Raw genomic sequence first — 1,501 nt, 5'->3', positions numbered from 1 at the left:
CCCCGGAACAGGATTTCCAGCCCTTGTCTTTCCAGCCCTTGTGGTGGCCATGCTTCTCGTGGTCGCCGCCCCAGCGTTTCCCGCGCAGCCTGCGGACGGCAAGCCGCCACTGGACAGCACCAAGCCGGGTGCGACGATCGTCGATTCCGACGTGCGGCAGGAGGAGGCGCTGTCGAAGACAAAGGCCGGCAAGGTCATCACCGCCATCGACCGCACGCGCGACAATATTGGCACCGTGCGCAAGACGACCAAGCTGGATACCGTCGATATCGTTTTCCTGACGGATGCCGCGCGCAGCGAAGGCGGGCCGCCGCCTGCGATCGAGAACAAGGTGAAGCAGCATCAGGAAGACGTCGCGGAGCTGCGGCAGGAGATCGAAGCGAACGCCCTGCTCTTCAACGCCATCGATTCGCGGCGCGTGCAGGCCGAGGACGTGCTTGCCGTCGAGTTCGACAATCCCGGGAAGGTCGTCATCTACGCGGCCGCCAAGCCGCCGAAGTGATTTGAGCGCGCCGCCACGCCTCACAGCTTGCCCATCACCTTCTGTTGAAATCCATAGACCTCGCGCTTGCCGCCGAGCGGCACCAGCGTGACGTCACGTTCCTGGCCCGGCTCGAAGCGCATGGCCGTGCCGGCGGCGATGTCGAGCCGCATGCCGCGGGCGCGTTCGCGGTCGAATTTCAGGCCCTCATTGGTCTCGAAGAAATGATAGTGGCTGCCGACCTGGATCGGACGGTCGCCGCTGGTGGCGACCTTGAGCGTCACCGTCGGCAGGCCCTTGTTCAACTCGATGTCGCCCTTTGCCGTGATGATTTCGCCGGGGATCATCGCGGCCTCACAGCACGCCGAAGGCAAGGCCAGCGCCGACCGTCGCGCAGGCGGCGCCGGCAAGACGCGCCAGGGCGCGGAAGCGGAGCCCAAGTCCGAGCGCGGCCGCGATGCCGATGCCATGAAGAAGCGCCGTCGCCACGGCGAAACCCGCCATATATTCGAGGCCGCCGGCATTTTCCGGCACTTCAGTGCCATGCGCATGGCCGTGGAAGAGTGCGAACAGGCCGATGATGGCCACACCCGCCGAGACCGGCAGGTCGACCGCCAGCGCCACCAGCAACCCGAGGGCAACGACCGAAGCGAGGATACCAGGCTCGACGAAAGGCACCGGCACCTGCAGCATGCCGAGTGCTGCGCCCGCCACCATCACGCCGACAAAGGCGAGCGGCCATGCCCACACCGCCTTGCTGCCTTTCATCGCCGCCCACAGGCCGACCGCGATCATGACGGTCATATGGTCGAGGCCCGACAGCGGATGCATAAAGCCCGCCGTGAAGGACGAGGTCGTGCCGACGCCGACATGGGCGTAAGCCGGCATCGCCGCCGCCAGGAAGAGGATCGCGGCAAGCGCGGTGCGTTTCGTCGAAGCGGAGATCATGGGCGGGTCCTTTTCGAATTGCCGACTCAGGCGGCCTTGCGGGGGCCGCAGCCCCCCGGCCTTGAGCACGCG

Annotated in this window: 3 protein-coding genes; 1 reads left to right on the top strand and 2 read right to left on the bottom strand. The window is 66.5% G+C overall.

Annotated features, from left to right (window positions below):
- Positions 1-49 precede the first annotated feature (49 nt).
- Positions 50-502 (top strand): hypothetical protein, encoded by a 453-nt coding sequence (locus EOA32_RS37080; RefSeq protein ID WP_245499532.1) that lies wholly within the window; start codon positions 50-52, stop codon positions 500-502.
- A 20-nt stretch (positions 503-522) separates the two neighbouring features.
- Here EOA32_RS37080 and EOA32_RS37075 read toward each other — a convergent pair whose 3' ends face one another.
- A complete protein-coding gene (locus EOA32_RS37075; protein WP_128374301.1) occupies positions 523-828 on the bottom strand; it encodes an urease subunit beta in 306 nt (101 codons plus the stop codon).
- A 7-nt stretch (positions 829-835) separates the two neighbouring features.
- A complete protein-coding gene (locus EOA32_RS37070) occupies positions 836-1,429 on the bottom strand; it encodes a HupE/UreJ family protein (protein ID WP_128374300.1) in 594 nt (197 codons plus the stop codon).
- Positions 1,430-1,501: the final 72 nt, after the last annotated feature.

The sequence above is a fragment of the Mesorhizobium sp. M1A.F.Ca.ET.072.01.1.1 genome, from assembly GCF_004023325.1.
Taxonomy (GTDB): domain Bacteria; phylum Pseudomonadota; class Alphaproteobacteria; order Rhizobiales; family Rhizobiaceae; genus Mesorhizobium.
Note: the sequence above shows the minus strand (reverse complement) of the source record. Positions and strands in the feature narration are given on the sequence as shown.